This is a genomic window from Desulfomicrobium salsuginis (assembly GCF_054657795.1).
In genome coordinates this window covers 842,773-869,764 of sequence record NZ_BAAHYA010000002.1, presented here as the reverse complement: position 1 = coordinate 869,764, position 26,992 = coordinate 842,773, and the positions used below count along the sequence as shown (strand labels likewise).

Below are 26,992 nucleotides of genomic sequence, written 5' to 3'. Positions count from 1 at the left end.
CGCACGGCTGTGTCTAGATAAGCGGAAGCCCATTTCCACCCCGAACGAGCGAACACCATGGAAATCCTGCGCAAGTGGCTGAACACGGTCTTCTCGGACACGCAGCTGGTCATCCTTCTGCTGGTCCTGGCCATCTGTACGGCCGTCATCCTGTCCGTCGGCAATCTCCTGGCGCCGGTCATCGCCAGCGTGGTCATCGCCTTCCTGCTGGAGGGGCTGGTGCGCATCCTGGAGCGGTTCCGCTGTCCGCGTCTGCTGGCCGTGGGCGTCGTGTTCGGGCTCTTCATGCTCTTCCTGGCCGTGCTGCTGCTGGCCCTCATCCCGCTGCTGGCCTCGCAGATCACGGACCTCATCGCGAACATCCCGGCCATCGTGGCGCAGGGACAGACCCTGCTTGAGTATCTGCCCCGGAAGTACCCGTTCTTCACCGAGTCGCAGATCCAGGCCATCGTGGATTCCCTGACCGTGCAGTTCTCCCAGATCGGCCAGAAGGTCCTGGCCTTCTCGCTCTCGTCGGTGCGCTCGGTCTTCTCCTTCGTGGTCTATCTCGTGCTGATGCCCATCCTCGTGTTCTTTTTTCTCAAGGACAAACGGGTCATCCTCGAATGGCTGAGCGGTTTCCTGCCCGCGGACCACACCCTGGCCAGCAAGGTCTGGACGGACTTCAAGACCCAGGCCGGCAACTACGTGCGCGGCAGGATCTGGGAAGTGCTCATCGTCTGGGCCGCGACCTACGCCAGCTTTCTGCTCTTCGGCCTGGACTACGCCATGCTCCTCAGCTTGCTGGTGGGCCTGTCCGTCATCATCCCCTACATCGGAGCCGTGGTGGTGACCGTGCCCGTGGTCATCATCTCCTTCATCCAGTGGGGGCCGGGCGCACAGTTCACCTGGGCCATGATCGCCTACCTGGCCATCCAGCTCCTCGACGCCAACCTGCTCGTGCCGCTGCTCCTCTCGGAGGCCGTGAACCTGCATCCCATCGCCTCCATTACCGCCATCCTCGTCTTCGGCGGCGTGTGGGGCGTGTGGGGCGTCTTTTTCGCCATCCCCCTGGCCACCCTGGCGCAGTCGGTGCTGGGGGCATGGAAGTCCCAGCGGCTGGGCACGGGGATGCAGGCCTGACCAAAGTCGGCCCCATAGGTTTGCGTCCTCTGGACACTCACCCTTCAATCAAGGACAACCAATGAAGAAATACGACGTCTACGGCATGGGCAACGCCCTGGTGGATATGGAATTCGAAGTCTCAGACGCCTTCCTGCAGACCATGGGCGTGGAGAAGGGCTTCATGACCCTGGTCGACGAAGAGCGCCAGTTCGAACTCCTCGAATACCTGCGCGGCGAGCGCAGCAACCGCTCGGGCGGCGGCTCGGCGGCCAACACCATCGTGGCCAACGCCCTGTTCGGCGGCAGCTCCTTCTACACCTGTCTGGTCAGCAACGACGAGATGGGCGATTTCTACACCCAGGAGCTGGCCAGAGCCGGTGTGGACACCAACCTGGCCGAGCGCCGCGCCGAGGGCGTGACGGGCAAGTGCCTGGTTATGGTCACGCCCGACGCCGAGCGGACCATGAACACGTTCCTGGGCATCTCCGAGTCCCTGTCTGCGGCCGAACTGCGCCCAGAGGCCCTGCGCGACTCCGAGTTCGTCTATTCCGAGGGCTACCTGGTCACCTCGCCCACGGCGCGCCCGGCTGTGGCCGAGGCCATGCGCCTGGCCCGCGAGGCCGGGGTGAAGACGGCGCTCAGCTTCTCGGACCCGTCCATGGTCAAGTATTTCCGTCTCGGCCTTGAGGAGATCATCGGCGAAGGGGTGGACCTGCTGTTCTGCAACCGCGAGGAGGCCCTGCTGTGGGGCGAGTGCCGGACCCTGGCCAAGGCCGTGGACAGCCTGCGCCGCATCGCAGGGAGCTTCGTCGTCACCCTGGGCGGGGAGGGGGCTCTGATCTTCGACGGCTACGCCCTGCACGAGGTCGACCCGTTCCCGGTCGCGCCCGTGGACACCAACGGCGCCGGAGACATGTTCGCCGGGGCCTTCCTGCACGGCATCGCCCACGGCATGACCTACGCCGAGGCCGGCCGCTTCGCGAGCCTGGCGGCATCCAAGGTCGTCACGGTCTTCGGCCCGCGCCTGAAGCCCGAGGAGTACCCTCGCACCCTGGCCGAGTTCCGGGGAGGGCGGTGAGCCAACCCATGAACCGCGCGGGAGCCTGAGCGTGTTCGCCGGCATCGAGGACTGGGGCTGGTGGCTGGCGGCGGTCTCGGCCGTGACCTTCGTCGGGTCCCTGGCCGTGGTCCCCATTCTGGCCGTGCGCATCCCGGCGGACTACTTCCGCCGGGAACGTCGCGGCCCCACGCCGTGGCGAAGAAGGCATCCGGTCCTGCGCCTGGCCGTGCTCGTGCTCAAGAACGCCCTGGGCGCGGTCCTGATCCTGGGCGGTTTCATCATGCTCTTCCTGCCGGGACAGGGCCTGCTGACCATGTTCTTGGGCATCATGCTCATGGACTTCCCCGGCAAGTTCAGTCTGGAACGCTACCTCATCGCCCGCGGTCCGGTGCTCAAAGGTATCAACTGGATCCGCAGAAAGGCCGATGTCCGCGAGCTCGAAACCGAAGGAGAAAGCCGGGACAAGGCCGCGTGAATCCGCGCCGGCCGGGCGTTTTCCGAGAATTTTTCTCGGACTTGGATTTTTTTGAAAAAAGTCTTTGACATGAGGCGGATGTCCCCATAAAAGCGGTTTCTCGTTGGACGGGACAGGGCGGTTAGCTCAGCTGGGAGAGCGTCGGCCTTACAAGCCGAGGGTCATAGGTTCGATCCCTGTACCGCCCACCAAGAAGACCATGCGGGGTCGTAGTTAAGACGGTTATAACGCCGGCCTGTCACGCCGGAGGCCGTGGGTTCGAGTCCCATCGGCCCCGCCATTAGAGAACAAGGGTTCCAGTCGAAAGACTGGGACCCTTTTTTCTGTTTGTGGGTTTGGGTGTGGGTTGGCTGTTTTGACGTGCTCTTCCATGTGGAAGACAAACAAGGCTATCCGGTAACGGGTGGCCTTGAGCTGTTTCTTGAGGGAGCGGATTGGGGGGGGGTGCATGCGGGGACGTGATTGGACCAGGCGCCATGAACGTATCGAAGCGATGCGAGACACGTGGAGCGGTGCCTGTTCAATCCCAATTGTAAGAGCTTAAAATCCCGATAAAAGAAAGTGCTCATTCCAACTCTGGATAAACCTGAATGTCGCGCACTTTTCCAGTCTGCTGATCGATGATGAACGCAACAAGATACGCCTTGAGGTGGCCAACTTTCGGACTGTTCCCGATGTAGTATGCCGGATTCACGTCATACTCGAAGTATGCCGTGCTGTTCCCCAACTGATGTATGATGAACGACCTGTCTTTGTCTGTAATTGGTGAATTCTTTACTAGAAAATCATGAATCATTGTCCCACGAACATACTCATTCGAAATTGCCCATACATCCGGATTGAATTCGGCGTTGCCAAGTTTTGCCAATGACTCCTGTCGATTATCCAGCGAAGAGCATGAAGCCGCCATTGCAATGATCGACAAACAACAAAAAAACCGGCTAAGATAATTAGTAAAACTTGAGTTTACCTTGCTGAAGAGCTTTGTAACATTCATCGGCGATTGACCTCTCGCTTCCAACATTCTGACCAATTTCCGCTCCAACCTTGTTGTTATGGAGATCCATACTCTTCTCGGCAAAGTCATTTCCGTCCTGCATTTCGTGCATGGTCGTAAATTTTATTGCCTCACTGTGGCTGATGCGCTTGGATATCAGGCCTGACCACATACAATGCCGAAAAGCATCTGTCTCATCATTACGACCATTGTATCCAAAACGCTGTTCCGTTTCACGCTCAGCGTCATCCTGACATTCCTTGATCACAAAACTCCGGACAGGATTCATCAGGACATACTTTTTCTCTTCTTCATTGAGTCTGGAATAGCTTGTCACGAATTTTCACCCTCCATTACTATATAGATGTAATTGAATTCACGACAATTACAACGCGAAATCACGATATGAAATACCCATAATGACTGACAAATTTCCTTAAACAGTTGGGTACAGATATGTAGTCATGTATCTGTATCAAACATTGAAAGGCAGTTCAGCGCAGAATGCGCGGAGAATAAGGGGCCGAGTCTGCTTTTGACTCTTCTTCGGACCGCGCCAAGTTTGAAGTGGATTTGGTCATCGAGAATGCCCAGGGCCAACGTGTCGGGGCGGAAGTGAAAGCTGCGGCTTCGGTCAACGAGCGTGCCCTACAGGGGATACGACGTTTTGCGGAAACGGCGGGCGACAAAATGCGCCTTGTTGTGATTCTTTACGACGGTGCGGAAACATTCTCACTGGGGCCAGACCTTTTGGCCACGCCGCTGTCTACTCTATGGGGGCGGTGATTCGACAGAAGCGTACCTAGAGGTAATCATCTTCCTGTGAAGCCGGAGGCCGTGGTTCGAGTCCCATCGGCCCCGCCATTAGAGAACAAGGGATTTTGGTCGAAAGACTGGGATCCCTTTTTTCTGTTTGTGGGTTTTGGTGTGGGTTTGCGTGTTGTGTCTTACGAATCAGGGAGTAGCCATCCGTGCGGGTGGCCTTTTTGTTGGCATCATGCACGTATTGTTCGGTAGTTCTTACGTGGATTATGTATGACAAAAGAAGTAGTTGCCGTGTGTGCAACTTTTCTTGTAACGACGGTACGGAAAAAATTGTGACTGCGATTGGTGGTCAATGAAAGTCGCTTTTTTCAAGGGGAGATCTGGTGCCACTGCCTTAATTGGATGATTCTGGCTCCAAATCTGGCCCAAATTGCGCTTTGGTGGGGAAGATGTCTGTTCGGGTGGCATCAAGAAAAGTCAAACCGGGACTTGCCCCCCTTTGTCTAGGCTGGCTCAGCCCAGTTTTTTCTTTCTAGACCTGATTGATCATTGAGAGAGACATGGACACAACCACGATCTTGAACCTAAAAATATCCTCTGCCGAGTGCGTCAACTTCGCCTCCACTCAGAATTCGGTGCCAATCCTCCAGAGTATAGTGATTCAAAATAGTTCAGATACTCCTTTAGAAAATCTGACGCTGGAACTCATTGCCCACCCTCAATTTTGCCGAAATAGGACATGGACTGTCGACAGGATAGGTGCCCAAAGCGAAGTAACGCTTTCCGATTTGCGTCTGAATTATGATTTCGCATTATTCGATGGCCTCAACGAGGCAGAACAGGGGCAACTCAACTTCCGACTTAAACAGTTCGACAAAGTTCTTGAAGAACAAATTTTGCCACTGCGCCTTCTTGCTCGCGATGAATGGGGCGGTGTGGGGATGGCGAGTATTCTTGCGGCATTCGTCTCGCCTAACGATCCAGTCATCGCACGGATTTGCAAGCAGGCAAGCATGCTGCTGGAGAAAAGCGACCGAAGGGGGGCGTTGGACGGTTATCAAAGCAGAGACCCCAAAAGAGCATACATGCTTGCGGCCTCAATCTGGTCCGCCATTACGGGGATGGCCTTGAGCTATGCAGAGCCGCCAGCTTCGTTCGAGATCGCAGGGCAAAAGATCCGAAACCCCAAACGCATCCAGGACGAAGGGCTCGTCACATGCCTTGACGGAGCGCTGCTCTTCGCTGGTGCTTTAGAGGCTGCGGGGCTCAATCCTGTCATTGTATTTACCAAAGGGCACGCCTTCGCTGGTGTATGGCTTGTAGACAAGACTCTTCCCGCTATTGAAGAACCTGATGTCATTGAACTGCGCAAAGCCATTGCCGCCAGAGAATTCGTCGTTTTTGAAACAACGCTCGTCACGATGCGGCCCGTTGCAGACTTCAACCAAGCCGTAAAGAACGCCAAGGGCCAACTCGCCGAAGAAAACGAAAATAATTTCGAACGGGCCATCGACATACGACGGGCACGCTTTGCTGGAATCACGCCTCTGGCTTCGCATCAAACGGGAGGGGCTTCGGAAGGAGCGAGCGAGGAGGTAGCTCCTGCCGCGCTTCCCCCTGAACCGGATTTCGGCTTGCTTCCAGGCGAAGTCGTCGACGAGAGACCGCAAACGCCCCAAGGAAGAATCGACCGCTGGCAACGGAAACTGCTCGACCTCACCCTGCGCAACCGTTTGCTCAACTTCAAGGAAACCAGGCAAACCATTCCCGTCCTGTGCCCAGACCTGCCAAAGCTTGAGGACATGCTGGCGGAGGGAAATTCCCTGCGCATCATCTCGCTGAAGGACGAGAATCCAATTGGTGCTCGCGACCCTGAACTTTACCTTCAACAGCATGGTAAGGATATCCATGAAGCGTTCGCCAAGGACGCCATGGAACGAAAGCAGCTTTGCATTCCGCTTCCTGGGAATGAGATGCGCAACAGGCTAATCACCCTTTTTCGCAAGGCCAACAGTGAAATGATCGAGGGAGGGGCCAATACCCTGTACCTCGCTGTCGGCTTTCTCAGGTGGAAAAAGGCGGAAAATGATCCCACCATTTATCGGGCACCCATTCTGCTGCTTCCGGTTTCACTCAAACGTCGCTCGGCGCAATCCCACTTTTATCTGACGCACCACGAAGACGACATTCGGATTAACGCCACCCTCCTGCAATTCCTGCAGCGGGATCTCGGGCTCAAGGTGCACAAGCTTGAGGGGGAACTCCCCACCGATGACGCTGGCATTGATGTCCCACTGATATTCGCCCATATGCGTCAGGCGGTGAGAGACGTCCCAGGATTCGAAGTAGTCGAGGACGCGGCACTCTCTACATTCTCTTTTGCAAAATACTTGATGTGGAAAGACTTGGTCGATCGGACCAACGATCTGAAAAACAATCGGTTGGTCAAACATCTCATCGACTCGCCCGAAACGCCTTTCGAGCAGGCTTGTGGTCAAGCTTGCCTCCCCCTCCCAAACGAAATCGACAAAACCATTTCCCCCCGGGAATTGCTGACGCCGCTCCCGGCCGACAGTTCGCAACTTGCCGCCGTTGTCGCGGCAATGAAGGGGTATGACTTCATCGTGATAGGCCCCCCCGGCACAGGAAAAAGCCAAACTATCGCGAACATGATCGCCCAATGCCTGTCCGTAGGAAAACGAGTCCTCTTTGTTGCTGAGAAGTCAGCCGCGCTCAACGTCGTTTACCGAAGGCTCAAGGCATACGGTCTGGGCAACGTCTGCCTTGAACTTCATTCCAACAAGACAAACCGAAAAGAGGTATTGGCACAGTTGGGAGCCGCATGGGAGCGAAGCGAAATTTATTCAACAAGTGCCTGGCAACTTGAAACAGAGCGGCTCAAGGATACCCGAGACCGGCTCAACCAGTATGTCGAGCAACTACATGCCCCAGGGAGCCATGGTTTCAGCATATTTCAAGCAATCGGCATGGTTGTGGGACAACGCCAGAAATTTTCACTGAAATTTGACAACCTTCGGTCGCATGACCCGGCAATGTTTGATAGACTCGAAGACACTGTCATCCAGGCAGCCCGAATCTATTCCATTGTTCGCGATTGCGAAGGATTCGAAAGCGTCGAGACGAAGGATTGGTCTTACAAATGGGAGACTGATCTGATTGAACGTGCCGAAGCCGTTCTTGTCGCAATTCCTCATCTCAAGGAAACGGCAGATGCTCTCGCAGATGAAATCGGACTACCCGAGGTCGAGGAAATCAATCTCGAGCGTATAAAAAAATTACATCAATTCTACGAAGTTTGCCAAATCACTGCCGAGCAGGACTATCGCAACGTCATCGACAAGGAATTAAACCAGTTGGAAAAAGCCGCCGCTTCTTTGGGCACGGCAATAACAACCATCCAGCAAGCGCGCTCCAACTTGTCGGCCAGTTATGAGAATACTGAATTAAAACGAATTCCTATAGACGACATAGACCGGCAGTGGCGGGAGGCCAATGCCAAGATGTGGCCTTTCTCCGCCTTTGGCCGTCGACGGGTAACAAAGCTTCTCCAGAGTTACGCTGCAAATGGCAAAGTGGATGTCGCCAAAGAAATCGTTCCGTTACGTCAGCTTCAGAATAATCTTGAAGTCGTCTCTCAAAGTGAATTGGTGGAACTTCCTGTATTTCAGGATGAGGCAACCGACGGGAAGGCAGTTTCCGAATACTTGGAACAAGCTGGCAGATTGCAGCAGGCGCTCAATGAAGTGCGCCGGTATGCGGCGGATGTGGATCATTTCAGCGCCACCTTGGAAGCCTTGCTGAAAAAACAACAGGGTAAACCGGAAGTGGCTATCTTGGCTGAAGAATTCCAATCGGCCTTGAAAACATTCAAAGACGCCTGCGATGCATATTTGATTCACGCCGGGGGAAAACTGCATTTTACTTCCATTGAATCGCTAGCAAAAGATCTTCGCCACATTATCGACAATAAAACGCAGCTCGTGAACTGGGTCCCGTGGGTGCTTGTCAGAGAGCAAGCTCAGGCTTTGGGGCTTGCTCCTTTTCTGGATGCACTCAAATCGGGAGAAATCGATAACGCTAAAGTCGATTTCCGTGTAGCCTACTTCAATTGGTGGATACCACTTGCCCTGGACGACAGTTCCGAACTTCGTGGATTCCGTCATTGGTCACACGAAGATTTGATCAAGGAATTCAGGATACGCGACAAGAAAGTACAGGAGTTGGCTTCCGATCAAATCTTGAGGAAGGCCACTCATGGACTGCCGAACAAGGACGCCGTTCCCCGCCGGTCCGAGTTGGGAACTCTGCGGCACCAACTTGGCCTGCAACGCCCCAGCCTCTCCATCCGTAAACTCATCGAGGAGATGCCGACTACATTCACCAAGCTTGCGCCGTGCATGTTGATGTCCCCGCTGTCCGTGGCGCAATACCTGCCTGCCGACCAGACCCAGTTCGATGTGGTCATCTTCGACGAGGCATCCCAGATCACGACCTGGGATGCGGTTGGCGCCATAGCCAGGGCGAAGCAGTCCATTATCGTGGGTGACCCGAAACAGTTGCCCCCCACAAACTTCTTCGGGCGTACCGACGACGAAGACTTGGATGACCTGGCTGAATACGAAAAGGACCTCCCCAGCATCCTTGAAGAAGCCGAAGCGGCGGGCCTTCCGCCGATCCAATTGAACTGGCACTACCGCAGTCGCGACGAATCGCTGATATCCTTTTCCAACCACCATTATTACGGGGGCAGGCTCATCACCTTCCCGTCGCCGAAAACTGAATCGGACGCTCTCGTTTTCCACAAGAACAATGGCGTCTATGCCAGAGGAACTGGGCGTACCAACATCGAAGAAGCACGGGAGATTGTGGCGTTCGCCAAATCTCGCCTGGAAGCCTGGCTCGAATACCCCGAAGAAAATCGCCCGACTCTCGGAGTCATCACATTCAACATCCAACAACAGGAGTTGATCCTCAACCTGTTCGACGAAGCCAGGACGGCCAACCCGAATCTGGAGTGGTATTTCAGCGATGATCGGGAGGAACCGGTAATCGTTAAAAACCTGGAGAATATTCAGGGAGACGAACGCGACATCATGTGCTTTTCCATCACGTTCGGAAAGGACAATGCTGGTAAGATGTCGATGAGCTTCGGCGCGCTCAACTTGGACGGTGGCGAAAAGCGACTCAATGTTGCCGTGACGCGAGCCCGGTCCGAGATGCATGTTTTTTCATCGATTGAAGGCGACGATATCGACACATCAAGGACAAAGTCCCTCGGCGTTGCTCACCTCAAGAATTTTCTGGACTACGCAAAAAAGGGATCGATTGCATTGCCAGCCATGAATTCAGATTCGCTAGGAGATGCCGAAAGCCCATTTGAAGAAGCTGTGATTGACGCGCTTCGCGACAAAGGATGGGAAGTGAGGCCTCAAATCGGCGTCTCCGGCTATCGCATCGATCTCGGAGTAGTCCATCCAGACCACGCCGGAGCCTACCTTGCAGGTATCGAATGCGACGGTGCCAGCTACCATAGCTCAGCAAGCGCCAGGGACCGAGACAAAATCCGGGAGGGAGTGCTGCGCAACCTCGGTTGGAGCATCATCCGCATCTGGTCGACGGACTGGTTTATGAATCCGACGAACGCACTCAAACGGGTCCATGACGAACTGGAAGGTTTGCTTAATGCCTCTCGAACACGGGAAAACGAAGAAGTGATAAAAGCCCAAAATGGTCCTGAAAAACAGGATGATTGGCGCGCAGTCCCGCAAGAGCTCATCGCTGACAAGGCAAGACAGGAAGACACGATGGCCGCTCCACAACTCCTACTTTCAGTAGAGAGTGGTTCAGCAACGTCGCTCCCCTTAAATCCGGTTACGCAGGACTCCAGTTCCCGCTATGCCAGGGGCGCCCAAATAGCTTTGGAGGACAATACGGGGGAGGGTGTCAACATAGATTGGCCTGTCCAACCGAACGCAGACCGCTTTTTTGATCCAGAATATCAGCCGGTCCTTACCAAAATGATTGACTATCTCGTTGAAAAGGAAGGCCCCGTTGAGGCCAATAGGCTGGCCCGCACTATCTGCAAGGCCCATGGCTGGCAAAGAACCGGTGCCAAAATTCGACAGCAAATCGATGCTTGTATGGGCGAAAACGAATCTCACCAGGAAGGTGAAACGACGTTTATATGGGCCCCTGGAACATACCGGGAAGAAGTTCCCTACAGGCCCATCGAAGGCCGCAGCACCATGGAAATTTCACGTCACGAGCTATTCGGGCTCATTGCAGCTCACCCGGAACTAGAGGCGAGCGAGGACCGAATTCGCGATTTAGCGGGAATGTTAGATATCAAGCGGCTGACAGCAACGGTGAAGAGTTATCTTGAGAATTGTCTTTCCATGTATTTCATGCGTGACAGTTAAAGTAATAACGAGTGATTTCCAGAAGTCGACAATGTTCAAAAATATAAATTGGGTTTTCTTTTTTTCTGACTCAATAATACAGGAATACAGCATAAAACGTATTAGGCTTATGGGCTGAATGTTAGTCTGCAAGCTTTCGTCAAAAGCAGACCTGACCCATTGCCTTTGAGCAAATGCACCCGACGCGGAACCGCGTCCTTTTTCGAGTTAGTCTCTCGCATGGCGGCATCCATAACGATAGCACCGCGCGGGCGACTTAATTGTTAGCGATATTGACTTAAATTGAAAGGAGCGTGGAACCCATGAAACCAGTATACGTTGACCTCCATATCCACACTTCTAAGCATCCCGACAAGCTTGACCATGCCTATGATGTGGCAAAACTAAACGATAAGATACAGGCATGCGCGGCAGGATCTGCGTATCTCATCTCACTGACTGATCACAACACCATAAACAAGGCCGCCTACCTCAACGCCGCGTCCTTGTTTCCCAATTTGCTGATAGGGGCCGAACTGCACGTACGGAACTACAGCACAGAGCAGCCCTACCATTGCCACATATTCTTTCGCTCTCCAGTCTCCGCAGACGCCATCGAAGCATTAAACAAGATTCTTGACGCGCTGTACCCCAAAAAGAGAGTCTGCGCTTCCGACTCGATCCCGACCATTGAGGAGATCGCAAAGCACTTTGATGCATACGAATTCGTCCTCCTGCCCCACGGTGGCCAGTCGCATTCCACCTTCGACAAATCGATTCCAAAAGGTGTCCAGTTCGACACCACTATCGAGCGCAGCATCTACTACAACCATTTCGACGGGTTCACTGCTCGTAGCAACTCAGGTCTGGAGAGTACTCAAGACTACTTTCGGCGCCTTGGAATCGCAGAATTCGTCAACCTGATCACCTCGACCGATAACTACAATCCGGACAAGTATCCTGAATCAAAAAATTCGGAGGCCGAGCCTTTCGTACCAACGTGGATGCTCGCGGGTCCGACTTTCAATGGTCTGCGCTTGTCACTGTCGGAGTCGGCTCGACTTGTCTACGGAACCCGACCAGATACTTGGGCCGAGTTCATACGGCACGTATCACTATCTAATGACTACCTGCATATCGACGCGGCTCTTACGCCGGGACTCAATGTCGTCATTGGTGGGTCGTCAAGTGGGAAGACGCTATTTGTCGACTCCCTGTACCGGAAGCTCCTTGGCACGTTCGAAGACAGCAATTATCGCGCATATGGCGTTGATCAGATATCAGTTGACTGTCCCACAGGGCAGGTGCCGCACTACTTGGAGCAGAACTATATCGTAAAAGTCTGCGATCAGAAAGACCACGACAACACGATCGACCACATCGACCTGCTGAGGAAGCTTTTCCCTGGTGACAAGGTTGAAAGAGCTGCTATTGACGCCGGATTAGCAGACCTGACCGAAAATCTAAACCACATGGTGGAAGCCGCAGAGAAGATTGAACAACTCGAAGGCGAGTTGAAGACAATTCCGATACTGTCCCGACTCGTAGTCACCAAACTCATTAAGCGCAACCCCCTGAAGTACCTTAAGCCCAAAGACTCACTTGTGGAAACGTTTGAGTATTCCGAACCTACATATTCGAAGCACAAGAAGTCGTTGGATGAAATCGATAAGTTCCTTGCTGCCAACCCCTTCGTCGACCACGATAGGACCCTCGTCGAAAGGCTAAAGGAAGAGCTTGATGCGGCGCGGTCGGCGTCCGTGTTTGAAGAAGCCATCCGTCAGGTTGTGAGTAGTCACGCCGAAGCCATAAACCAACGACAGACGCTTGAGGATCGAGAAACCAAGACCAAGAGTCGTCAGTTTGGCCTTTTGCTGGGGGTGATTCGGAACTATCTGCGGTACACCAATGTTTTCTACACCTCACGTGATCGGATAGCCAGGTTCGCCATCAAGTGCAGCACCAGATTAGTCGAGTCTATGGGGCACAAGCTCTTCATTGAGAACGCATTCGAACTCAGCCCCGGCAAGTTCCTGGAGATCCTGAACCAGACCCTTAAATCTGACTGTCAGATTAGCAGCTTCGATGCAATCACTCCTTCTGCCTTGTCCTCGGACGGATTCCGTAAGAGGTCGCCAAAGGTCATGAACTATGCTGATCTTCGGCGTGAGGTGATAACGCGTTTCCAGGCGATGAATCAGAAGAAGTACCGCATCACCACCAGCGAAGGGAAGGACTTCGATCAACTGAGTGCTGGCTGGAAGACCTCGGTGATTCTCGACCTTGTACTTGGCTGTTCAACGGATACAGCTCCGTTGATCATTGATCAGCCAGAAGACAATCTGGCGACTTCCTACATCAATGCAGGTCTCCTCAAGGCAATCAAGCAGTGCAAGGCTTCACGGCAGATCATCCTTGTCTCGCACAACGCAACGATACCGATGTTAGGCGACGCTCAAAACGTGATTGTGTGCACGAGTAAGGACAAGTTCATGACGATCCGATCGAGCCCGCTCGAAGGTGTTCTGGGAGACGTCGATGTTGTAGATGTGATAGCAGCAACAACGGATGGCGGAAAGGCGTCAATCAAGAAGCGTGTCAAGAAGTACAATCTCAAACGGTTCAGGGGGACAGATGAAGCTCGTGTTTAGAAAAAACGAACAAGAGGAAATCACCGTTCTTCAGTCTCACGACGGTATTGAACACGCTTTTGTCTACACTGACATGATCAAGGCGCTCCTCAAAGATGGCGCGCTGGAGGTGCCTGTTCTTGAAGGCACGTTCACTGAGGAAGAGAAGCGCAGTATCGACAACATGGTAAGCGAAATCAACAGGGAGACAAAAGAAGCGATGACGGCAATCGTTGGAGTTGAGAAATCGGATGGCAATCCCGCCCCCTAACCACCCAGTGGACACGGACTGGGAAAACTGCCGGCGCCTCGGCTCTGATTGTCCCCCGGCCAGTCACCGGCACGTTAGATAGAAAGGAAGCCCATGCGACGGATATTTACAATGAAAACACTTGTTCTTTTTCTAGCCCTACTTTCTCCAATTTCTATGGCATCTCCGCCAGGTGTTCCTGCACAGACATCCGAAGCCAAAGGCGATCAATCGAAGCAAGCGACACAATCTAACTGCCTGTGTCTCTGAGACCAATAACAATATATATGCTAAATAAATAAAAATGAATAATGAAATTATAATGTTACTTATTATTATCGCAGGAATATTCGGCGGATGTATTAATTATGCGCTAGTTAGGAGTCCAGAAAATAAACTATACGAAATTTTTTGGTCTATTCTTATTGGGTTAGGGGCTTCTTTTTTAGTTCCATTATTTTTAAACACAATTTCTAGCACTTTGCTATCTGGAATATTAGACGGTACATCAAAACATGTTGATTACTATGTTTTTTTTGGGTTTTGCCTCCTTGGAGCAATATCTTCCAGATCAATGATTCAAACACTTACTCAAAAAATTCTCAAAACTGCAGAAGAAGCTAAGCGTGAAGTTGAAAAATTAAAAGAAGAAATTGATCCGATAGTTATTAAGGAAACAGAACCAGATATTGAAGAACATGATATGGGAGAGCAAGCAAACGGTGGCATTAGAATTGAAGGTTTTGCAGTTGTAGGTAATGAACACCAAAAAATAATAAAAGCTTTAGGTTCAAGCGAATATTCAAGACGAACAGTACAGGGTATAAAAAAAGAAACAAAAGTTAAAATAGAAAAAGTTTATGAATTACTCTCGTGGCTCCACATGAATGGACTTGCCATAACTACTGGAGAACCAAACAATTATTGGAGCTTAACTCAAAAAGGTCGAGCTATTTTTAAAGGCATGATACATTAATTTTTAAAAATACGCTCAATAATGTGAGCTGAAAAGGGGGCTTGTCTGCCTTTACTTTTCTTTGTGCCGTGAGTTCAAGCCCTATAATGTCTGGGCCCCTGAGACCAATAACCACTAAAGCATACGATGCATCACGAGACAATATGAAAATTGACACTGCATTAATTGACATATTGCTTTATGGAGAAGAAGGCGTCGATTTAGATTTTAAGCGTGATCAGTATAAATTTACAAAAGCATCGGATGAAGAGAAATGTGAGTTGCTTAAGGATATTTTGGCCTTTTCAAATTCATGGCGTAGAACTGATGCCTTTATCCTAATAGGTATAAAAGAAGTAAAAGGAGGGAAAAGCGAAGTTGAAGGTATTTCTGAGAAATTAGATGATGCCCAAATCCAACAGTTTGTAAATAGTAAGACCCAAAAACCAATTACATTTTCTTATCGAAACCTTGATTTCAAAAACAAACATATTGGGGTAATCCATATCCCAATTCAGAATCGCCCCTTCTATCTCAAAAAGGATTACGGAAATTTAAAAAAAGAAACTGTATATATTAAGCGTGGAAGCTCTACAGATATTGCTAAATTGGACGAAATTTCGAAAATGGGTATTAATTCATTTGTGTCTGAAGAGAAGAGCCCTATCTTAGAAATTTATTTCGTCGATAAAGAAAAAAGAGAAATTCTGCCAGATACATATTCATCATCTTCTTTGGTATTAAACGTTCCACGACAGAAAGATATTCCTGACTATAAAGGAAACAAACAGAGGCCAGCTTTGGGATATAGTTTTGACCTTGATCGTACTAACTCAGACTACTATAGAGAACTGACCCGGTTCACCTCTATTCATCGACTCACTTTCCCCATCTATTTTGCAATAAAAAACTCTGGTTCCGGAGTTGCTAATGACGTCAGGGTTGAAATTAAAATTCAAGACTCCAAAAATATCATACAGGCACTTGATGAATATGGAATGCCTAAGGTGCCCCAATATAGCTACTCCCCTCTGCGCGATATCAGCTATAAATTACAAGGAGTAGTAGCATCGCGTGACTTAACAGTGAAAAGGATTTCAGATTATTGGTTAGTTGAAACCAGTGTTGAAAAAGTTCAACCTCAAAGTACCGCATGGATAGAAAGCTGTCTCCACATTGGAGCGTTAGAGAAAGTTGAGTTTTGTATTGAAACTACAATATATTCTGACAATCTTCCTGAGCCAACTACAAAAAATCTACTCATAAAAATAGACTCGGAGAAGATAGACGCTTCTCTGGATATCATTATAGAATTAGAGAGTGAACGCTTTCGAAATTCAGATGAATATAAAAGGTTTCTTGAAAGACATACTGATAAATTTAAGTAGAGGAAAACACTTAACAACTCAACTTGGCGAAATAATTCTTATTTTAGACGCCGAAAGGTATCGTATGCAGCTTCTACGACAAACACTTGAGAGGGTGCGATCTGGAGAATCAAACTTCGAGCCAGCAAGCGAATCTGAGAGCGATCTACAGGCTTTCCAGAAGGTCGCAAATCGTCTGCTTGAGGCGAAGCAGCAGAGCCTTATCCACGACGCGAGGTTCCTGAAGGCCAGCGCTCGTGGCAATATGTCCTTCCGTGCGGCTGTCGTGCTCGGAGGGCTAACCTATCAGGGTGAAAAGTTTCTCGAATCAGAACCATCCATACCGCAGAGCACAACAAAAGAGGTCGTTACCTTGGACATCTTCATCAGCCATAGCACCGATGACAGCGAACTGGCTGCGGGCTTCATATCACTTCTCCGGGCTGCACTTCCTATCGATCCAACTCGAATCCGATGCACAAGCGTTGAGGGGTACCGGCTTCCTGCTGGATCAAGCTTCAACGAGCAGTTGAGATCGGAGGTCTTTGATGCCACCGTTCTTGTGGCATTGCTGAGCGCGTCGAGCCTCAACTCTACGTACACACTCTTCGAACTTGGCGCGCGTTGGGGCGCGCAGAAGTACCTTGCGCCGGTTCTCGTTCGTGGCACGGTGGTGGCTGCCCTCAGACAGCCCTTGTCGTCCTTAAATGCCATTCCAGCTAAATCGGAATCTGATGTCTCTCAGCTCATTGATACGATTGCGGAGCGACTTAACGTTCAGGCGTTTCCTCATTACTCCTATGCAGGGGATCTTCGCGCTTTTTGTGAAGCCGGTAAGTAGAGGGGCGATGTCTAACCATTCCATCGAGGGGACAGCCAACTGGCTCCACCGTTCCCACCAAAAAGCTTGTACAAATTTCCGGGGCCACTTCTAAGTTTCAATCAGAGGTCAGGGAACGATGAAAATATCTAAAGTATCTATAAGCAATTTCAGGTCTATCGGCGAAGCTCATTTTGATTGTGATAACTTCAATATCTTTGTAGGTCAAAATAACGCAGGCAAGACCAATTTCTTTGAAGCGGTTGAATGGTTTTTCAATGGAACTTCTAAAGGTGTGTCTATGAAGGATTTACACCCAAAAGGAGATACATTAAAAACCATTTCAGTAAAAATAGAGTTTACGGGTGCTTTGCATGGCGCTGAAAATATGCGCAATGAAGCCAATAAGACTAAAATGTTAGGTGTGTTAGACGGTAACGACAAGTTAGTTGTTGAAAGATCAAGCGAAGAGCCTAGCAAAAGAAAAATAATAATAAATGGAGAAGAGTTAGCTAAAAATCCAGCAGGGTTTGATAAAGCGTTTAACGATTTTCTACCAAAATTTGAATATATACATACCAAGCAATATTTTGATGAAGTGGCAAAATATTCTGCGAAGACTCCGGTTGGCATTATGCTGTCTTCTGTTCTTGAAGAAATTCTGCAAGACAATCCTCAATACAGAGCTTTTAGAGACAAGTTTGATGAGTTGTTTGATGATGATGGTTCAGCTGTAAAGGTGGAGTTTGATCGTTTGGGCGACAATGTTAAAACTCATTTGGAAAAACAATTTGCCGAATGCACAAAGGTTAGTTTTGAAGTCACAAGTCCTGAATTCAATGACTTGCTAAAAAATTTCCAGACTAGAGTTGATGATGGTGTAGAAACATACGCATCCGAAAAAGGTGATGGCATGCAGAGGGCTCTTATGCTTGCCATTATCCAGGCGTATGCAGATTACAGAAAAGGTAGAGAAGATGCTGGCAAGTCGTTTTTATTCTTCATTGATGAAGCAGAGCTTCATTTACACCCAACCGCACAGCGGAAATTAAAAGAAGTACTCCTGACATTGAGCGCTGATCTAGATCAAGTATTTATAAATACCCATTCATCGGTATTTGTAGCAGACGAGCATCCATCTCAAAAAATTTATAAAGTTGAGAAAGAAGATAGCATCACTCACTTTAGGTATGTCGATCAACTGGATAAGCCCTACGTTGTCTTTGAATTACTAGGTGGAAGCCCGTCTGATCTATTGCTTCCTCGTAACTTTTTAATAGTAGAAGGACCGAGTGAGGTCGAATTTTTAACCCGTGTAATTAAACGCTTCTATTCCGATAAACCGACAATTCAAATAATTTCTGCTGAAGGCGATACTCATCAAGCTAAGCGCTCAATTAATGCTATAAAAAAGTCATTTAAGCCTCTTGAGAGTTCTATATTCGAAGAAAAGATAGTTGTCTTGTGCGATGCTCCAACTCAAAAGGCGCAAGGCGGCTTTGATGAGTTCATGAAGGAGTTTAGAAGATTTAATGATAGAGGGCAAATTAAAGTCTTAGCCCACGGCTCATTGGAGGAATGCTATCCAAATCACTTGGACTGGAAAAGAACGGAGCAGCAAGTTGCAAGTATGACGGGCAAGCAGAAAACAAGTCTATCAAAACGAGTTGGTGATGAAATTACGAAAGAACAATTCGAAACGGAAATGAAATCTGTATTTGAGACACTTGTACGCGCATGGGAGTTATCGTTTTGAAACTGGGGGAATGGGGTCACCCATGTATGGACCCGCCCCGATGTCAAGGATGTTCTCATGGCTTAGAGATCGAATGCAGTCATGTATCCGGCATCGGCTAACAGCCCGTTGATTAATTCATGATCAACACCGTTCTACGGTAATCTGCGCTCCGACGAATTTTTCGCCGATCTCGCTCTTCATCTCGACCAAAATCATCAAAACGACCATCCGTCCCCAAGCAAAAACAATAATCTGCGCTGAATTGAGGTAAAAATACCCCTTCGGGGTCCCGAAACCTATCAACTGGCGCATCAGCAGGCCGAGATTGAACCCGGCCACTCAAGTTTGACAGCAATATCGAGCTTATTCTTTTTAAATTAGGACATTAGTCCTTCAGCGACACCCTGAGTTTACACTACATTTGCTTGTTCCCCATTGGTCGGGATCGGTGGGGCGCCCAAGGCGCGTAGGATCTTTTTTTGTGCGTCCGCGGGACGACTGGGAGTCATCAGCTTCTGTTCTCCGACCATGATCTCCCCCATCTTGATCTGACGCAGAAGACGAATGGCTGTCGGCACAGTCACAGCCATTTCCTTGAGCCTGTTTCGCATCCAACGCTCCAACTGCAATGCAATTACGCAAACAAACACATGCGCCCGGATTCGCTCCTCGGTCCAGTGATACACAGGGCGTAGTTCCAAGGTGCTTTTGAGCGCTCTCCAGCCTCGTTCAATTTCTGCAAGCTCTTTGTAATGTTTGATAATATCTGCGCATGGCGCATTCATATCGGTGGTTTCGAGGAGCAAGACGCCATCTATCTTTTCTTCCCAAGCCCTGCGTTTCTTGTCCGCCTTGACGATGACCTGATCCTGGGTGAGCGCAACCTGGAACAATGAGAGCAAGCCCTTGTCACGCAGGTAATCCCTGATGCGGTCGTATTGACCCTGTGGGCTTGGCTTGCGCCCCTTGCCTGATCGTGGAGCAAGTATTTCCTGGATCTTGGCGTCGGCCTTGGCAAGGCGCTCCTGGCGGTTCGCCCTGGTTTCGGCTGCGATCTTCGGGGAATGGGCCATAACGAACCGGACCCCGCTGCGAACTTCCTCGACAATCTCCTCGTCCTGCCCGTCAAACGAGATCTTTAGACGCAGAGCTTCGATCACGCTCCGCGCCTCCTCTCCACGCCGCAATGGATGCGCCACGATGAAGCCGAACTCCTCGGCCAGCAATGTCTCCAGATTTTGGTCCGAGAGCATTCCCCTGTCCCCGACAAACACCACACTACGCAACTTGAAACGAGTCTTCAGATCCTTCACCACCTCGACCACAGTGGTCTTATCCACGGTGTTCCCCGGAAAGACATGGTGGCAAAGCGGTATGCCTTCCTTGCCCATAACCACGCCGATGGTGATTTGGCGCCGATCAAACCGGCCATCGCGACTGTATCCGAAGCGCCGAATGTCATCCTCCGCCAACGACCGATCCCCGTCGAACCATGTGGACGTGATGTCATAGAAAAGCAGATCGCCTTCCCACTGCGCCTTGGGCATGAAGCGCTTGGCTATCAAAGGCTCCAAGGCTTCCTTTGCGTCCAGTAACCTGTCCATGGCGCGCAAGAGATGGTGATAGGCCGGGCGGTGTTGCTCAAATCCAGAAAGCCAGACGCCGTCCAGCCACTCCAGCAGCGCCAGTTTGGAGCACGGATCGCAGAGGCGATTGACGACCAGCAACTTGATCAGTTCAGCATAATCCAACCCAGCCCCAGTCTTTACCCCTGCGCGGGCCAGGGTTTTGGAGAGCCCCAAAATTTCCCAAAGATGTTGGACCGCGTGAACATGTCCGAAATCACGTGCAAACGTGAGGAGTGGCGGGCCGGCCTGAGCCGGATCTCGACCGAGAGCTTTCTGGAAGCCGGCGATGAGTCGCTCGACCTGGTCTTCGCCTAAACTCTCGATAGTGCCGAGATGAGCCAGAATCCGTGTACGCGGAGATCCGCCTTTCTCGGGATCACGGAAAGATTCCGCGATCTGGAGATGGCGGTAGACTTTGTCGCCTCGTTTCTGCTTAGCTATTCGTACAAACATAAACTACTAATAACTGGATTATTTATGAATAGCAATAATTTTATAGATTTTGTACGTACTACAAATTGGGTGTGGAAAACAAATAAAGGCCATAAGTACGAGTAGTTGGCTTCAAGTCGCTGTCAAACTTGGGCGGCCACGCACAGCAGGTATCGTTTGTGGACGTTTTCCTGCCCTCGAAGGTGCGTTCGGCGCATGCCTCCACGATCAAGCACATGCTGGAAACTTCGCTCGACCAATTCCGTTCGTCGCTTTGCCAGTTCGCGCCCTTTTGCTGACTTCAACCGAGCGCGGTTGTTGTAAACGGCCCGCCGTGCCTCGTGGTCACCCTTCCAGTTGTACAGCCCGTTCGCCTTCGGCTCAGCGATCCTTGTCTTCCAGAATCCGCCATCCAATTCTTTCACTACTTCCCGAGAATGGTAGCCTTTGTCCGCAATGACCTCCGTCGGAGCCGTGGTTATCGGCGTGCATCCAACGTCGGATAGATTCTTCCGGGCGGATTCCAGCGTCTTGCCGATCGTCGTCGTGTCCCCTTGGTCGGCCTTGTGGATATCGGCGGAGACAATCGCTCCGGTGTCCAGGTCCACGGCGTGCTCGGGCTTGTAGGCAAGGTGGGTGCGGCCGTCCTTCATCTTGGTGATCCGCGCGTCCTCGTCGCTCTCCGACTTCCAGTCCTTGTTCGAAAGCTTTTTCCCTTTGCGCTTTCGATCCATGCGGGCCAGTTCTTCACGGGTTGGCGTCTTGATCCCGCTGTCCTTGGCGATACGCTCAAGCATCTGCTGATACGTTTCGCCCGTATCCCGACGCACAATCGAGCGCATGGCCGCGTTGGCTTCCATGGTCGAGCCATCAATGCCGAGGCGTTCTCCAACTACCAAGCCGGACTTGCTCAGTGCCTGCAACACCCAACTGAACACGTCCTGATGGACTTCCAAGGGTAGTCGCTGCCTGATCCTGCTCAGACTGGAGTGATCCGGCACCCGCTGGGTCAGGGAGAGCCGCAGGAACTTTCGCAACGACAAGGAGTCGGAACATCGCCACTCAAGTCCGCGCTCACTCTCGATGCCTTCGAAATAACCAACCAGGTGCATCCTGAAATATCGCCCCGGAGGAATGGATTTCCTGCCAGGACCAGACGCATAATACGGCTCGCAGAGCTTTTCGACAAAGCGGTCAAAGCCACTCTTGATCAAGACGGACTGCAATCGATCATAAAAAATGTGGCCAGGTGAACGCGGTAAATCCGCACACATGACAAATACCTGACCCTGATCATCACCCTGGTTGCCAAGCCCCATAACAACTCCTTGTTTATGGCAACCTTCTATATTTCTGATAATTTTTCAACAGTCAGCTAAGCTGCCTTGACAAGATCCAGGGTCTCTGAGACCAATAACAGTCTAATTTTCTGATATTTTTTCTTTAAAAAGGCTCATTTTTCAGCCTTAGAATCGCCTCTCCTGCTCAAAATCAGCCATATTCTTCATCTAATAACCTGCTATTACAAACAAAAACTCGCGCTACGTTCCTTCATATTTCATCATTCAGCTCCAAGACGGAGTGCCCGCTGTAAGTCAACCCGCCTAATGCATATGAAAATGAGAATTATCCTGTTCCGTCGCCGACCCCACTTGAGGCTATTGAATTTGCCATGGACCTGCGGGGTCTGAAACAAAAAGACCTTGTCCCGTTTCTTGGTTCAAAAAGTAAAGTTTCCGAGGTGCTGGCTGGAAAAGAAAGCTGACGCTGAATATGATTCGCGCGCTGAGCCTCGTCTCTCTATGCTTCTCTATGGAGAGTTCTCATATTTCTGATTCATCTCCGGCGGTCGTGAATCAAGAAATAAGTATTCAATTTTTTACAAATACAGTCCAATCCGAATATGACGTGTCGCCGCATATTGCTAAATGAGTCCTTCATGTTTTTATTCAACCAAAATCATATGGAGGACCAGACGATGCGAAGTTTTGAAGGTTGGGCACCACCTGCAAGAGTGTGGGGGCCATGGGTTGAATTAGCTAAGTTGACGGGTGGGCCGCTTACGTATCGAGTTGATTTTGATACCATATCAAGCGCACCTTCGACGTTTGATGCCGAAATTCAATACTGGAAGGGACCATCGCAAACTGTTGATCTTGTAACAGGTCCCGGTAGCCATACATTTACTGCCGGAATCTGTTATTGCATACAACGTATCCGCTTCCGCAGTCATTCGCTAGGGCAAACGATTCAAGTGAAGGTGACGCCATGAGATTTGCAACCATCTTGGCCGTGCTGATCGTGTGCAGCCTCATGGCCTGCAAGGCCCAACCGGAAATCGAATTCACCGTCGGCAACGAACGCGTCGTGGTCGAAAAGGGACAGGCAAGCATCTCTCTCGGTAGAGATGCCGCCAACCGCAACATGGTCGTCATCACCCTGCGAAACGACATCGCTGAAAGGTTGCAATCAGCGACATCACGTCATGTTGGAGGCTTGATGTCCCTGCGTATAGGAGAGATCTTTGAACAGAGAGATATCCCGATTCATGAGTCCTTCCTGCCGGACACGCTGCATCTTGCCGTAGCTTCAGAGGAGGAGGCGCGTCGGGTTGTCGAGATGTGGGGCGATGGGGAGCATTGAGGTTGGCGTGATCGTCACCGATGCTTTCGTTGAGGCGGGGAGAGTGAATTCTTGAACAGTTTGGGGCTGATCGGGACCGCGCCCGGAAACAGTATCGTCTCTTTGTCCAAGCGGGTCTTGATGCAAAGACATAATAAAAGCAGCAGAGGTGGAGTATGATGATCCGTGCCATTAAGACAGACGCTGACTACGAAGCGGCGTTGGCTCGGGTCGAAGAAATTTTCGACTCGGAGCCCGGTAGCCCTGAGTTTGACGAACTGGAGGTCTGGGGGACTCTCATTGGTGCATATGAAAATGAGAATCACCCTGTTCCGCCGCCGACCCCACTTGAGGCTATCGAATTTGCCATGTGTGAACGGGCACCCCTATAGCGCCAAACCGTGGGCACCCTAATGGCGCCATTTCATGGGCACCCTTAATGGAGCCAGCTCATGGGCACCCCTAATGGCGCCACCCTGAATTTGAGAGAACCGTAAAAACACTTCGCTCGGGCTTCCTCAGCGTTTATCCCCTTCCTTCCGAAACACGAGGAGGAAGGGAGATGGCCAACAGGAGGTTCGAAATGTACGAGATTCGACACGTCATCACACGGATGCGGCTTGGAGAGTCCGACCGTGAGATAGAACGTGCTGGCCTCATGGGCCGGCGCAAGGCCGGCCAGCTACGAGCGATCGCCCTCGACCAGGGCTGGCTTGACCCAAGTCGCTCCCTGCCACCCAACGAGGACCTGGAAGCTCTCGTCCAGTCTCCTCGGACCCAGCAGCCGTCGCAGTCCTTGGCTGCTCCGATGGCTGAACTCATCTGCACCTGGATGGAGCGGGGCATTCAAGCAACGACCATCCATGAAGCCTTGGTTGAGCGTTACGGCTTCACGGGCGGCTACGACTCCGTGAAGCGTTTCATCAGGCGCAACAAGAAGGCGGCTCCAGCCACGGTCTTCCTCGACCATCCCCCGGCCGAGACTGCCCAGGTCGACTTCGGCGCAGGCCCCGTCATCACCGATGTCCACAACGGCGAGGTCATGAAGACGTGGTTCTTCGTCATGACCCTGACGTGCAGCAAGCACATGTACGTCGAACTCGTCACCAACCAGCGCGTGGAAACCTGGCTGGGCTGTCATCGCCGGGCCTTCGAGCGGGGAGCGGGTCAGATCTTGAATCTTGATTTTTCCGGGATATTTTCTCTTCCTGGCCCGCCCACTCCGCATAGAATTTCCGCCAACCGCAAGGCCTGCCATGAGCTCGGCTACACTCAGGAACCCGTAGCTGCCGCGACGGGATTGAATTATTCATCAGTGAGTAAAATTCTTCGGAAAATGGGATAATTCAAGATTCAGATCTGACCCTAGGCTCCATGGTTTTTATCCCCTGCCGTCGGCCCGCCGCTCGGCGAACACCTCCTTGGCCGCGAAGAGCCCGTTCAGGGCTGCTGGGAAACCGGCGTAGGCCGACATCTGCATGATGACCTCGACAATCTCCTCCCGCGTGCAGCCGACATTGAGGGCGGCGTGCAGGTGGACCCGGAGCTGCGGTCCGGCCGTCCCCAGGGCGGTCAGGGCCGCGACCACGGCGATTTCCCGGCTTTTGAGGTCCAGGCCCGGCCTGGAGTAGATGTCCCCGAAGCATTCAACGAGGTAGCGCCCGAAGTCCGGCGCGATGTCCTTCAGGCTCTCGATCACCTTTTCCCCGACGCTGCCATCGACCTTTGCGAGCATGGCGAGTCCCGTCTCGTAGCGTGTCATAGTTTCCTCTCCGTGTTGGGTGTTTGTCCTCTTTCGATTGAAGTAGGAGCCCGGAGAGGCTTTGCATCGTACTTTTTTTGCGATACCTTTTCGGTATGACGGAACGGATGCTCGAATCCCTGGACGTGCGGCAGCTGCGCTATTTCGCGGTGGTGGCCGAAGAATTGAACCTGCGCCGGGCGGCGGAGCGCCTGTTCATGGCCCAGCCGCCCCTGAGCCGCCACATGAAGCGGCTGGAGGAGTTCTTGGGTGTGGCGTTGTTTGTCCGCCATTCCCGGGGCCTGACCCTGACGACGGAAGGGGAAAGGGTACTCGAAATCGTCCGTCCCGTACTGGAACTGGAGACGGCCACCCGTGAGCGGCTGCACGCCTTGCGCGTCGCCGGAGCGCGTGCTCCTGTCATCGGCCTGACCACGGCTTTCGAGCAGGGGGTCTTCGCGGCCCTGGAGTCGCGGCTTTTCGCCGCCCATGGGCCGGGGCTGCGTCTGGAGCGTGCGACATCGCCCCGCCTGGTTCGCGAAGTGCGCAGGGGCAGAGTCGATGCGGCCTTCGTGGCGCTGCCTCTCGACACGCATGGGCTGCATGTCGTGCCGTTGTCCTATGCGGAGCCGCTGCTCGCCGTCCTGCCGGAGGGCTGGCCCGAGGCCGCGCAGGGCCGCCATCGCTTGCGCGATCTGAGCGGGAAGCCTCTCTTCTGGTTCCGGCGCGAAGGGCACCCCGCGTTTTTCGATCACACGAAACGGGTCTTCGCCCACGCCGGTTTCGCGCCGATGCTCAAGGAGGAGCCGACCGAGCATGACGTGCTGCTGGCCCGCATCGCTGCTGGTGAAGGCATGGGGCTATTCCCGGCGTCGTTTTCCGCCATCCGCAGAACCGGGGTGGTTTTCGCCGCGTTGGCAGAAGGGAATCTCCTTGGTATCCGTTTGGGGCTGATAGCCCGTACTGATTTCGGCGCCCTCGCGGAGAGCCTTGTACGACTGGCCGAGGATGCACTGACATGCTCTATAAATTTGAAATGATTGAAGGGAACTTGCGTCAAAGGAAGATCTGACCCCTCTGTCCCCTCTGCCTTGTTCGGCTTGCCGGCGCCCCCTCAATTTGTCAGGTACGTGCCCTCGATCCGCCGGATGGTGCCGTCGGCCTGCATCTTCTCGACCTCCGCATTGAAGCGCTCCACGAGTTCCGGCCGGGTGCGGGCCCTGGAAAACCCCATGAACGTCCCTTTGTCATCCGGAGTGACGAGCGTGAACGGAGCCTGCTCGACCTCGCCGATCCGGCCGGTGGCCAGCAGTTCGTAGTGTCCGGCCAGGCTGTTGACGATGAGGGCATCGAACCGGCCCTCCAGGAGCATGTTCATCAGGCTGGCGACGTGCGGCGCCTCGACCTTCCTTATGGCCGGATCGTCGGCGAAGGCGGGCGGAAAGACGAAGCCGCGCACCACGCCCACGGCGCGGCCTCGCAAATCCTCGAGCCGTCCGGGCATGAAGGACGAACCCTTTCTGCAGAAAAACGCGTAGCTCGCGCCGGTGCGGTACGGCCGCGACCACAGCAGGTAGGAATCCCGATCCTGTCGGAAGCTCAAGGACGTGGTCATGTCCGCCTGCCCCTCCTCGAGCATGGCGAGAACCCGTTTGAAAGGGACCATCCTGACGGTTGTTGCGATTTCCATGTTTCCCAAGGCCTGCATGGCTATCTCCATGTCGATGCCGGGGCCCTTGGGGTCGCCTTCGGGCATGACGTAGGGAGGGTAGGGCGAGTTGACCAAGACGACCTCAGACGGCAGATCCTGGGACCAGGCGGCCTGGGACAGAAGGATGGCCAGTATGGAGATGAGTGTTCGCGTCATGCCCTTGCTCCTTGAGTGAGAGCGACCATCTCAAGTTTCCTCCGCCCTGAAAAGATGTTTTGCTTCGTTTTGGAATGATTGACTCGGATTTGTTCTGACGAAGGGGGTAAAGCGAGAGGGCA

The 26,992-nt window shown here is 52.1% G+C and carries 19 protein-coding genes, 2 tRNA genes and 2 pseudogenes; 17 read left to right on the top strand and 6 right to left on the bottom strand.

Features of this window, described 5'->3' with window-relative positions; genetic code table 11:
* The first annotated feature begins 57 nt into the window (after window positions 1-57).
* The 5 genes from ACYQ3G_RS11125 to ACYQ3G_RS11105 all read left to right on the top strand — a co-directional run bounded on the left by ACYQ3G_RS11125 (window position 58) and on the right by ACYQ3G_RS11105 (window position 2,919).
* The gene (locus tag ACYQ3G_RS11125) at window positions 58-1,122 is read left to right on the top strand and encodes an AI-2E family transporter (protein WP_459825858.1); all 1,065 of its coding nucleotides are present in this window, start codon (window positions 58-60) and stop codon (window positions 1,120-1,122) included.
* Between the two features lie 61 nt (window positions 1,123-1,183).
* Window positions 1,184-2,182: an adenosine kinase gene (locus tag ACYQ3G_RS11120; RefSeq protein ID WP_459825856.1), complete on the top strand. Its 999-nt coding sequence runs from the start codon at window positions 1,184-1,186 to the stop codon at window positions 2,180-2,182.
* A 31-nt stretch (window positions 2,183-2,213) separates the two neighbouring features.
* Entirely contained in the window at window positions 2,214-2,639 is a 426-nt protein-coding gene (locus tag ACYQ3G_RS11115) for a PGPGW domain-containing protein (RefSeq protein WP_459825854.1), read from the top strand.
* Between the two features lie 115 nt (window positions 2,640-2,754).
* A tRNA-Val gene (locus tag ACYQ3G_RS11110) sits at window positions 2,755-2,830 on the top strand.
* A 12-nt stretch (window positions 2,831-2,842) separates the two neighbouring features.
* Window positions 2,843-2,919: transfer RNA gene (locus ACYQ3G_RS11105), tRNA-Asp, on the top strand.
* Window positions 2,920-3,204: 285 nt separating this feature from the next.
* Here ACYQ3G_RS11105 and ACYQ3G_RS11100 read toward each other — a convergent pair.
* On the bottom strand, window positions 3,205-3,549 hold the full coding sequence (locus tag ACYQ3G_RS11100) for a hypothetical protein (RefSeq protein ID WP_459825852.1): 345 nt from the start codon (window positions 3,547-3,549) through the stop codon (window positions 3,205-3,207).
* A gap of 40 nt (window positions 3,550-3,589) precedes the next feature.
* Window positions 3,590-3,973 carry a DUF6973 domain-containing protein gene (locus tag ACYQ3G_RS11095; RefSeq protein WP_459825850.1) on the bottom strand — a complete coding sequence of 128 codons (384 nt, stop codon included), beginning with the start codon at window positions 3,971-3,973 and terminating at the stop codon, window positions 3,590-3,592.
* 224 nt (window positions 3,974-4,197) lie between these two features.
* Between ACYQ3G_RS11095 and ACYQ3G_RS18165 the strand changes: the two are divergent.
* The 8 genes and pseudogenes from ACYQ3G_RS18165 to ACYQ3G_RS11060 form a co-directional block, all read left to right on the top strand.
* Window positions 4,198-4,422 (top strand): annotated as a pseudogene (locus ACYQ3G_RS18165) (DUF4143 domain-containing protein); the annotation flags it as partial.
* A 539-nt stretch (window positions 4,423-4,961) separates the two neighbouring features.
* Entirely contained in the window at window positions 4,962-10,841 is a 5,880-nt protein-coding gene (proA, locus tag ACYQ3G_RS11090) for an anti-phage protein ProA (protein ID WP_459825848.1), read from the top strand.
* Between the two features lie 302 nt (window positions 10,842-11,143).
* On the top strand, window positions 11,144-13,471 hold the full coding sequence (locus tag ACYQ3G_RS11085) for a PHP domain-containing protein (RefSeq protein WP_459825846.1): 2,328 nt from the start codon (window positions 11,144-11,146) through the stop codon (window positions 13,469-13,471).
* Window positions 13,455-13,721, top strand: coding sequence for a hypothetical protein (locus ACYQ3G_RS11080; RefSeq protein ID WP_459825844.1), 267 nt, complete (start codon window positions 13,455-13,457; stop codon window positions 13,719-13,721). Before ACYQ3G_RS11085 ends, ACYQ3G_RS11080 begins: the two co-directional genes overlap by 17 nt.
* A 283-nt stretch (window positions 13,722-14,004) precedes the next feature.
* The gene (locus tag ACYQ3G_RS11075; protein ID WP_459825843.1) at window positions 14,005-14,676 is read left to right on the top strand and encodes a YEATS-associated helix-containing protein; all 672 of its coding nucleotides are present in this window, start codon (window positions 14,005-14,007) and stop codon (window positions 14,674-14,676) included.
* Window positions 14,677-14,819: 143 nt separating this feature from the next.
* Complete coding sequence (locus ACYQ3G_RS11070) at window positions 14,820-16,043, top strand: AlbA family DNA-binding domain-containing protein (protein ID WP_459825841.1); 1,224 nt, start codon at window positions 14,820-14,822, stop codon at window positions 16,041-16,043.
* Window positions 16,015-16,863: a toll/interleukin-1 receptor domain-containing protein gene (locus ACYQ3G_RS11065; RefSeq protein WP_459825839.1), complete on the top strand. Its 849-nt coding sequence runs from the start codon at window positions 16,015-16,017 to the stop codon at window positions 16,861-16,863. Before ACYQ3G_RS11070 ends, ACYQ3G_RS11065 begins: the two co-directional genes overlap by 29 nt.
* A 118-nt stretch (window positions 16,864-16,981) precedes the next feature.
* A complete protein-coding gene (locus tag ACYQ3G_RS11060) occupies window positions 16,982-18,598 on the top strand; it encodes an ATP-dependent nuclease (RefSeq protein WP_459825837.1) in 1,617 nt (538 codons plus the stop codon).
* Window positions 18,599-18,990: 392 nt separating this feature from the next.
* Here ACYQ3G_RS11060 and ACYQ3G_RS11055 read toward each other — a convergent pair whose 3' ends face one another.
* Both ACYQ3G_RS11055 and ACYQ3G_RS11050 read right to left on the bottom strand, forming a co-directional pair.
* Window positions 18,991-20,661, bottom strand: coding sequence for an IS1634 family transposase (locus ACYQ3G_RS11055; protein WP_459825835.1), 1,671 nt, complete (start codon window positions 20,659-20,661; stop codon window positions 18,991-18,993).
* Window positions 20,662-20,798: 137 nt separating this feature from the next.
* Window positions 20,799-21,959: pseudogene (locus tag ACYQ3G_RS11050) on the bottom strand (transposase); the annotation flags it as partial.
* Between the two features lie 620 nt (window positions 21,960-22,579).
* Here ACYQ3G_RS11050 and ACYQ3G_RS11045 point away from each other — a divergent pair.
* From ACYQ3G_RS11045 to ACYQ3G_RS11035, 3 genes are all read left to right on the top strand, one after another.
* Window positions 22,580-22,912 carry a colicin Z C-terminal domain-related protein gene (locus ACYQ3G_RS11045; RefSeq protein WP_459825834.1) on the top strand — a complete coding sequence of 111 codons (333 nt, stop codon included), beginning with the start codon at window positions 22,580-22,582 and terminating at the stop codon, window positions 22,910-22,912.
* Entirely contained in the window at window positions 22,909-23,283 is a 375-nt protein-coding gene (locus tag ACYQ3G_RS11040) for a hypothetical protein (RefSeq protein ID WP_459825833.1), read from the top strand. The genes ACYQ3G_RS11045 and ACYQ3G_RS11040 overlap by 4 nt, the downstream gene beginning before the upstream one ends.
* Before the next feature lie 562 nt (window positions 23,284-23,845).
* Window positions 23,846-24,607 carry a transposase gene (locus ACYQ3G_RS11035; protein ID WP_459825832.1) on the top strand — a complete coding sequence of 254 codons (762 nt, stop codon included), beginning with the start codon at window positions 23,846-23,848 and terminating at the stop codon, window positions 24,605-24,607.
* A gap of 36 nt (window positions 24,608-24,643) precedes the next feature.
* Here the strand turns inward: ACYQ3G_RS11035 and ACYQ3G_RS11030 are convergent, their stop codons facing one another.
* Window positions 24,644-25,024 (bottom strand): carboxymuconolactone decarboxylase family protein, encoded by a 381-nt coding sequence (locus tag ACYQ3G_RS11030; protein ID WP_459825831.1) that lies wholly within the window; start codon window positions 25,022-25,024, stop codon window positions 24,644-24,646.
* Between the two features lie 95 nt (window positions 25,025-25,119).
* On the opposite strand from ACYQ3G_RS11030, the gene ACYQ3G_RS11025 reads away from it, so the two are divergent.
* Window positions 25,120-26,043, top strand: coding sequence for a LysR family transcriptional regulator (locus ACYQ3G_RS11025; RefSeq protein WP_459825830.1), 924 nt, complete (start codon window positions 25,120-25,122; stop codon window positions 26,041-26,043).
* Between the two features lie 74 nt (window positions 26,044-26,117).
* Here the strand turns inward: ACYQ3G_RS11025 and ACYQ3G_RS11020 are convergent, their stop codons facing one another.
* A complete protein-coding gene (locus ACYQ3G_RS11020; RefSeq protein WP_459825829.1) occupies window positions 26,118-26,870 on the bottom strand; it encodes a substrate-binding periplasmic protein in 753 nt (250 codons plus the stop codon).
* Between the last annotated feature and the right edge of the window lie 122 nt (window positions 26,871-26,992).